Source organism: Nautilia sp. (assembly GCF_053994455.1).
The window spans coordinates 1-7,509 of the sequence record NZ_JBMYAU010000044.1 but is presented as its reverse complement, the minus strand read 5'-3'; the positions used below and the strand labels follow the sequence as shown (position 1 = coordinate 7,509).

The 7,509-nt window shown below is 33.4% G+C and carries 7 protein-coding genes and 1 pseudogene; 6 read left to right on the top strand and 2 right to left on the bottom strand.

Going from position 1 to position 7,509, the window contains the following annotated elements; all coding sequences use genetic code 11:
• Both ACXJIE_RS03090 and ACXJIE_RS03085 read right to left on the bottom strand, forming a co-directional pair.
• Positions 1-266: pseudogene (locus ACXJIE_RS03090) on the bottom strand (Fic/DOC family protein); the annotation flags it as partial.
• On the bottom strand, positions 247-372 hold the full coding sequence (locus ACXJIE_RS03085; RefSeq protein WP_456479515.1) for a hypothetical protein: 126 nt from the start codon (positions 370-372) through the stop codon (positions 247-249). The pseudogene ACXJIE_RS03090 and the gene ACXJIE_RS03085, both read right to left, overlap by 20 nt.
• 312 nt (positions 373-684) lie before the next feature.
• Between ACXJIE_RS03085 and ACXJIE_RS03080 the strand changes: the two genes are divergently transcribed.
• The 6 genes from ACXJIE_RS03080 (at position 685) to ACXJIE_RS03055 (ending at position 7,304) form a co-directional block, all read left to right on the top strand.
• Positions 685-2,550 (top strand): proton-conducting transporter transmembrane domain-containing protein, encoded by a 1,866-nt coding sequence (locus tag ACXJIE_RS03080; RefSeq protein WP_456479514.1) that lies wholly within the window; start codon positions 685-687, stop codon positions 2,548-2,550.
• 74 nt (positions 2,551-2,624) lie between these two features.
• On the top strand, positions 2,625-3,467 hold the full coding sequence (locus ACXJIE_RS03075; protein WP_456479513.1) for a respiratory chain complex I subunit 1 family protein: 843 nt from the start codon (positions 2,625-2,627) through the stop codon (positions 3,465-3,467).
• Position 3,468: 1 nt separating this feature from the next.
• Positions 3,469-4,056 (top strand): hydrogenase, encoded by a 588-nt coding sequence (locus ACXJIE_RS03070; protein ID WP_456479512.1) that lies wholly within the window; start codon positions 3,469-3,471, stop codon positions 4,054-4,056.
• Positions 4,057-5,436, top strand: a complete 1,380-nt coding sequence (locus ACXJIE_RS03065; RefSeq protein WP_456479511.1) for a proton-conducting transporter transmembrane domain-containing protein — start codon at positions 4,057-4,059, stop codon at positions 5,434-5,436. It begins immediately after the preceding gene.
• Entirely contained in the window at positions 5,433-6,797 is a 1,365-nt protein-coding gene (locus ACXJIE_RS03060; protein WP_456479510.1) for a hydrogenase large subunit, read from the top strand. Before ACXJIE_RS03065 ends, ACXJIE_RS03060 begins: the two co-directional genes overlap by 4 nt.
• Before the next feature lie 9 nt (positions 6,798-6,806).
• Positions 6,807-7,304 (top strand): NADH-quinone oxidoreductase subunit B family protein, encoded by a 498-nt coding sequence (locus ACXJIE_RS03055; RefSeq protein WP_456479509.1) that lies wholly within the window; start codon positions 6,807-6,809, stop codon positions 7,302-7,304.
• Positions 7,305-7,509: the final 205 nt, after the last annotated feature.

The window sequence follows — 7,509 nt, the reverse complement described above, 5'->3', positions numbered from 1 at the left end:
AAAAGAGTATCCCCTTTTGCTATATCAACATCCCTATAAACTCCTGCCCACTCATATAAATCTTGAAATGTTTTTTTATGAAGATTTCTAAAAAAATTTTCATCCAACTCAACATTAAGTTTTCTTGCAAATTTTTCATAAGACTCCAACAAAAGAAGATGCTCTATTTTTCTTAACTCATCTTCATTTTTTATACCAAGTTTATTTTTAGAAATGGAAGTATTAGGATAGTAAATATCACTGATTTTAAACGTGTACTTTGACATTATATTTAGATTTTATCTCTTTTAATTTTTTTTCATCTAAATTAACTTTATACCCTTCAAGTCTCATTGAGTGATAAACGATTTTTTTTAATTTAGATTTTTTCATAGTTTACCTTTAAAATTTTATATAATAATTATACCATAAAAATACTTTGTCAAATCCTTTGACAGAAATTTAGTAGGACTTTTAAATAGGACTATTTTCAACATAATAGACAAAATAACCTAAAATAGGAAGTTTATTAAATATAAATTGTCTGAATGTGGACGAGCCTATATATAAAAATTACAGACAATTTATTAAGTAAATTTGTAACATTTTAATTTTTTTTATAATTATTTTAAGAATTTTATAAGTAAAAAGAAGTATAATTACACCAGTTTTTCTTTCCTTAAATTTTACTTAAAGGCTAAATTGATGTTTAGTTTGAATCCACTTTCTTTGTTGTTCGTTTTTTTAATTTTATTAGGAGTTATTCCGAATCTTTTTTATATGGCGGGATATCTCTCTCATATAAAAAGAAAAACTCACTTTTTGATTCATTATTTTACGTTTATATTTTCTATGTTAGGTGTTGTTTTATCAAACGAAATACTTCCGTTTTTGTTTTTTTGGGAGCTTATGAGTCTTTCAAGCTGGCAGTTAATCTTAACTGAACCGACCGATGAGGCTATTAAAGCCGGAAGATTTTATTTTTTTATGACGCATTTCGGATTTGTTTTTATATTAATGTATTTTTTAATACTTGGAGGAAATTCCCTGTTTACCAATTTTCAAACCCTCTCAAACTTAGCGGCGGGTTTTAAATACCCATCAATTCTTTTTTTCTTAATTACTATAGGGTTTTTAAGTAAAGCGGGGGTTGTACCGCTTCACGTCTGGCTTCCGTACGCCCATCCGGCAGCCCCTTCTCCCGTATCCGCTTTAATGAGCGGAATTATGCTGAAAGTTGCGATTTATGCGTTTTTGAGATTTTTATTTATTATTCCAAACTGGCAGATTGAATGGGGTGTGATTATTTTAGCCCTTGGTGCCATTTCGTCACTTGTCGGCGTATTATACGCAATCGCAAGCCATGACATAAAAGCCCTTCTTGCAAACCACTCTATTGAAAATATAGGAATAATCCTTATAGGTATCGGGGTCGGTATGATTTTCACATATCTCAAACTCCCTGTATTAGCGGCTTTCGCCCTTATTGCGGCTGTGTATCACACATTTAACCATATGAGTTTTAAATCTCTGCTTTTTATGAGTGCGGGAAGCATTTTGTATTCAACCCATACAAAAAACATAGAAAGTTACGGAGGGCTTATAAAATCCATGCCGATAACCACTTTTATGTTTTTGATTGCCGCTGTTTCCATCTCAGCCCTTCCTCCTACAAACGGCTTTTTGAGTGAGTGGATGATTTTTCAAAGTATGCTTAGTTCCAGTGGAATAAACAATCTCGTATTAAAACTCTCTTTTCCTTTTGCGATATTCGCACTCGCCCTGACAGGAGGTCTTGCGATTGCATGTTTTGTTAAAGCGTTTGGTATTACGTTTTTAGGACTAAGTAGAAGCGAAAACGCAAAACACGCAAAAGAAGTAAATAAACTGATGTTAACCGGGCAGATTTTAATGGCAACAGTTGTAATTTCGCTTATGCTTTTTATGCCTTTTTTTATAAAAACAATAAACCATTCAATGCCGATTACGGATATTTACCATAAACTTTTCCAAAACATCTGGGTTATGCACTCTTTAAATCCAAACGGAGCGGTGGCTCCAGTTCTAATTCTGGCAGGGCTTATAATAGTAGTTATTGCAATTTATGCATTTTACAAATATCTAAATCCGAAAATCAGAATCTATCACACATGGGCTTGCGGATACAACACATCCGCAAAAAGCCAGTATTCCGCAACCGGATTCGCTGGACCTATCAGAAAATTTTTTGAATGGCTCTACCGCCCTGAAGTTCATACACACACCCAAACGCTTGCGGGACACAAAACAAAATTCTCTTCATCGCTTTTTAAAGTGCATATTAAGCCACTATTTGAAAAAAGCCTTTATGACAGTGTTGTAAAAGGACTTAATTATTTGAGTTATTACGTTTACAAACTTTCTCATTTTGAGAGAACGAAATATTCAAGCCTTATTTTTATGCTTTTAATCTTTACGCTGTTTAGTTTCAGAGTCTTTTACTTTTACAAAGAAATTAGCTGGGGAAATATTTTGCTTGAAATCATCGTAATGGCAATATTTTTCAAATTTATTTTCGGAGAGAAAAAATGATCAATTATTTACTGACTGTTTTGATAATCTTTTTAATCGCTCCATTTTTACTGGGATTAATTAAGTCAATCAAAATGTATCTTTTATTTAAAAAACCGCTCTCACCCTTTCAGCCGTACGTTGATTTTATGAAACTTATTCAAAAAGAGCTTATTTATGCAAAAGAATCAAGCGTTATCAGCAGAATTGCTGTATTTATGATTTTAGCTCCTATTGTTGTGGTGGTTTTTTTAATGCCTCCGATTTTTAAAGGCAATTTTTATATCTCCTTTATTGACGCTTTTACTATTACCGGACTTTTATCGCTCTCTACTTTCTTTTTAATGCTCCTTGGGCTTGACAGTGCAAGTGCGTTCGGGGGAATAGGCAGCAGCAGGGAAGCTTTTATTTCAGCACTTGTTGAGCCCGCTATGATTCTGACAATTTTCTCAATTTCGCTTATCGGACAAAGTATAGGAATTAGTGGAGCCGTATTAAACCTTAATAATTATTTCGATATAAACCACGCAGCAAGTTTTATATTGGCGGCTATCAGTTTTTTTATTATCTTAATTGCGGAAAACGGAAGAATTCCCGTTGATAACCCGGAAACTCACCTGGAACTTACAATGGTACATGAAGCAATGATACTCGAATCGACAGGAGCCGATTTGGGCCTCATTGAAACGGCAAGCGCGCTTAAATTTGCAATTTTTGCTACTCTTTTTGTTAATCTGTTTTTGCCTTTTGGAGTAAATCTCTGCTGGTGTTTGGCTCTTTTGGTGTTTATAATTAAGCTTATTTTAGTTTCAACTGCGGTTGCCCTTATAGAAGTAAACACGGCAAAACTAAGGCTCTTTAAAGTGCCGCATCTCCTTGGAATTGCGATAATTTTCGGATTTTTGAGTCTTTTTATCTATTACGTGGTGGGAGTTTGAAATGATAAACGTTTTAATAGGTTTTTTCATAGCGGTATTGATTACCGCCCTTTTTACGAACAGGCTTTTCAGGCTTTTTTTCTGGTACGGTATAAACTCTTTTATTTTGGGACTTATTGGAATTACATTGGGTAAAATTTACGCTCTTAACGAACTTATTGTTATGGGAATAATTACGGTAATAGTAAAATTTTTAATCATACCGTTTGTTCTTAAAAAAATTACGTTCAAATTTAAAATTTCAAGGGACATTACGCCGATTATAAAAATCCAGTATTTAACGATACTCGTACCTGTGATTTTGGTATTTACATATTATCTAATAACCCCCGTTTTAAAAACGTTCGCAACTCATTCGAATTTTGTGGCTATTTCGATAAGTTCGCTCTTTTTAGCCCTGCTTTTAATAATGGAGCATAAAAGAATGATTGCAAAAATTGTGGGGTTTTTGTTTATTGAAAATGCCCTTTTCTTACTCGGTGTGGTTGCGACAGAGGGAATGCCTATGCTTATAGAGCTTGGCGTGTTTTTTGATTTGATGATGTTTATTTTGATAATAAACCTACTTTTTAAATATCAAGGAGAATAAATGCTGTATCTTTTTATTCCGCCAATTTTAATATTTATACTCAGCTATTTTAAAATTAACAGAACTGTTATAGCCGCTATATCTTCCACCGTAGCCGTAGGGGTGATTTACGTATTGTTTCATCCTTTTGTAAATAAATACTTTTTTATCGACAAACTTGGAGGATTCGTTTTGGCCGTTTCTTCAATAGTAGCGGTTGCGGTGTTTGTTTCTATGATTTCTCTGCCAAAAAGAATCAATCTAAACGAAAAATCCATTAAAAGATTTTACAGATTTTTTGCCATTTTTTGGATCGGAATTACTATTTCTATACTTTCAAACAATATGGGGCTTTACTGGATTGGACTTGAATTCGCAACCCTCTCTACCGTTTATATGATAAAAGTAAAAGTTACAAAAGAAGCCGATATTGAGGCATGGAGATATTTAATCGTAGGTGCCATTGCAATTTCTTTAATACTTTTTGGAATTATCTTAATATACGCTTCAAGTAAAAACGTTTTAAGTGAAAATGCCATGAACTTCTTTACGCTTATGCATAACACTCAAAAAATAAACAGCTATCTTTTTGAACTCGGGTTTTTGTTCGTAATGGTGGGAATGTTTATAAAAATGGGATTTTTCCCTATGAATCTGTGGCTTAGCGACATCGAAAGATCTTCTATTTACCAGGTAGGGGCACTTTTTAGCGGAATACTTGAGAGTGCGATAATTTTGGGATTTTTCAGGTTCAGCGAAATAGAAAAACATATAAATTATTCTCACTTAATAGGTATCGGATACGGCTATATTTTGGTAACTCTTTTTTTTGTAAGTTTTCTTCTTTACAGGGCAAAAGATTTCGTTCGTCTTTTTTCACTTTCGGGAATTGAGCATATGAGTCTGATTGCCCTGTTTTGGATAAGCGGCGGGTATTTTGCGGCTATACTTCACTTTGCCGCTCACGCTTTTATGAAACCGGGACTCTTTATAAGTTCTCAAATTTTAGAACAAAACAAAAAATATTTATTTAAAGGCGTTTTGAAAAATATCAATAAATTTGCGGTGTTTATGATAGCGGCTTTGTTTTTAGGTGTAATTTCACTTCCTCCAAGCCCTATGTTTTTCAGTGAAATATACGGATTTAAAGCAATGGTGGACGTCGCAAAAAATTCACATTATTTCTTTTTGATGCTTTTGGTGATTTTTGCGATTTTAGGGCTTTTGAGTATCATTTTTTACAAGTTCGTTCATATTTATCAGGATATGCTTTACGCAGGAGAAGAAAGAGAAAAAAAAGTTTATAAAAGCGAAATAATTGCTATTTTTATTCTTTTAATTTCAGCCGCTCTTCTTTTACTTCCTCAAAATTTCGAATATATTGAAGGAATTGTAAAATGAGACTGATAGTAAGATTTGCGCTTGAAACACAAGACCATTTCGAAATAATAGACGTTTTTGACAAGAAAATTATACGTCAAAAAGTTGATAGAAAAATTCCGATTGTTAAATCTCTTATGCCTAAATATCCAGCCGCTATATGGATGGAGAGAAAAATAAAGGATGAGTTTGGAATAGAATTTGAAGGGTCGTTTGACAAAAGACCCCTTGTAAAACACGAGAGATTTCCAAAACATATTTATCCTTTAAGAAAGGATTTTAATAAAAAGGATATCGATTTTAGTGTTTTTCAACCGTATAAATACGAAGAAATAGAAGGCGACAACGTTTTTGTAGTGCCGGTTGGTCCCATTCACGCAGGTATTATCGAATCCGGACATTTTCAGTTTTCACAGGCCGGAGAAGAAATACTTCATTTGGAAGTGAGGCATTTTTACAAATATAGAGGCATTGAAAAGATGGTTGAGGGTAAAAAACCTCAAGAAATTAAAAAAATAGTTGAGAGAATAAGCGGAAACGAGAGTATCGCTTATCAAATCGCATTTATGGATATTTTAAGTCAGGCAAGCGAAAAGGAAATTCCAAACTCTTTAAAACAAAAGTATTTCACTCTACTTGAGCTTGAAAGAATAATTCACCATTTAACGGACCTCGGATTCATTCCAAACGACGCAGGTTTTGCCGCGGCACTTGCTTTTATGGGTAAACTCGCAGAAGAAGCAAGAAGGATTATGGCAAAAATTACCGGGCACAGATTCGGTTTCGGGGCAATAAAAGAAGAAGTTGATATTGACTATAAAGAACTGACCGAATTCATGAATTATTTGAAAAAAGAAGTTGAGTTTTTTGAAGATTGGATAAACGATATTGCAAGTTTGTGGGACAGATTCAATACGACAGGAGCATTAAGTAAAGAAAAGGCTATCAAATACGGAGTTGTCGGAGTAGCAGCAAGAGCAAGCGGAATTAAACTTGATGTAAGGGATAATATCTTTTATAAAAATTTCGGATATAAAATGCAGCTTGGAAATAAAGGCGAAGTATCGGATAGATTTAGAGTAAGAATAAAAGAAATATTAAATTCAATAGAAATGATTAAAAATTTCAAAACCGATAAAAAAGAAAAACTAATTCTCAATGAATTTAAAGACGGAGAATATATGAGTTTTGTAGAAAGTTCTATCGGTGAGCTTTTTATGTATATGAAAATTAAAGAAGGAGTAGTCGACAGGTTTTACGTTCGCGACCCGTCACATATTAATTGGCAGGCCTTTCACACGACAATTTACAAAGATATTATCGCGGATTTTCCACTTATTAATAAAAGTTTTGATTTAAGTTATGCCGGAAACGATTTGTAAAGGATAAAAATGCTAAGATTCTGGGAAAAGAGAATTAAAACGGGAATAGTTACCGAAAATTTGGAATTTGACAGGGAACTTGAAGAGATTAAAAAACAGATTAAAGATAAAATCAAAAAACATTTTGCAGGTAGCCTTGCGATAAGAATGGTGGACAGCGGAAGCTGCAATGCGTGTGAAGCAGAATGCAACGCATTAAGCAATCCATACTATGACCTTGAAAGACTCGGAATCCATTTTGTTGCAAGTCCGAGACATGCGGATGTTATGTTTTTAAGCGGGGTTATGACTATGAATATGTATCATCACGCCGTTGACTGTTATAACCAGATGCCAAGTCCAAAATGGGTAATAGCAATAGGAGACTGTGTAAAAGATTTAGGAGTTTTTGAAAAAACATACGCAATAAAAGGAAACGATTTAAAAATCGATTATTACATTCCCGGATGTCCTCCAAGTCCAAAAGGGATTATAATAGGAACTTTGGAATTTTTGAAAACTTTATAATTAGTATTTTTTTAGTCCTTTTCGTAGCCCTTTTTATAAGTCAATTTTTTAAAAATAATGATTTTACCGAGATTTTTAGAGCCCATCAGATTAACTGTGTAAACCGTAAACCTCATACTTAAACCTTAAATGTATTTTACTAAAATATCCTGGAAATATATCACAAGCTGAGGATAAATTTCAGACCAGTTTTTAATTCTATTAC

Bases quoted from the DNA above. Each gene is read 5' to 3' on its own strand.
- ACXJIE_RS03085 (WP_456479515.1), bottom strand. From the start codon at position 372: ATGAAAAAATCTAAATTAAAAAAAATCGTTTATCACTCAATGAGACTT.
- ACXJIE_RS03080 (WP_456479514.1), top strand. From the start codon at position 685: ATGTTTAGTTTGAATCCACTTTCTTTGTTGTTCGTTTTTTTAATTTTA.
- ACXJIE_RS03075 (WP_456479513.1), top strand. From the start codon at position 2,625: ATGTATCTTTTATTTAAAAAACCGCTCTCACCCTTTCAGCCGTACGTT.
- ACXJIE_RS03070 (WP_456479512.1), top strand. From the start codon at position 3,469: ATGATAAACGTTTTAATAGGTTTTTTCATAGCGGTATTGATTACCGCC.
- ACXJIE_RS03065 (WP_456479511.1), top strand. From the start codon at position 4,057: ATGCTGTATCTTTTTATTCCGCCAATTTTAATATTTATACTCAGCTAT.
- ACXJIE_RS03060 (WP_456479510.1), top strand. From the start codon at position 5,433: ATGAGACTGATAGTAAGATTTGCGCTTGAAACACAAGACCATTTCGAA.
- ACXJIE_RS03055 (WP_456479509.1), top strand. From the start codon at position 6,807: ATGCTAAGATTCTGGGAAAAGAGAATTAAAACGGGAATAGTTACCGAA.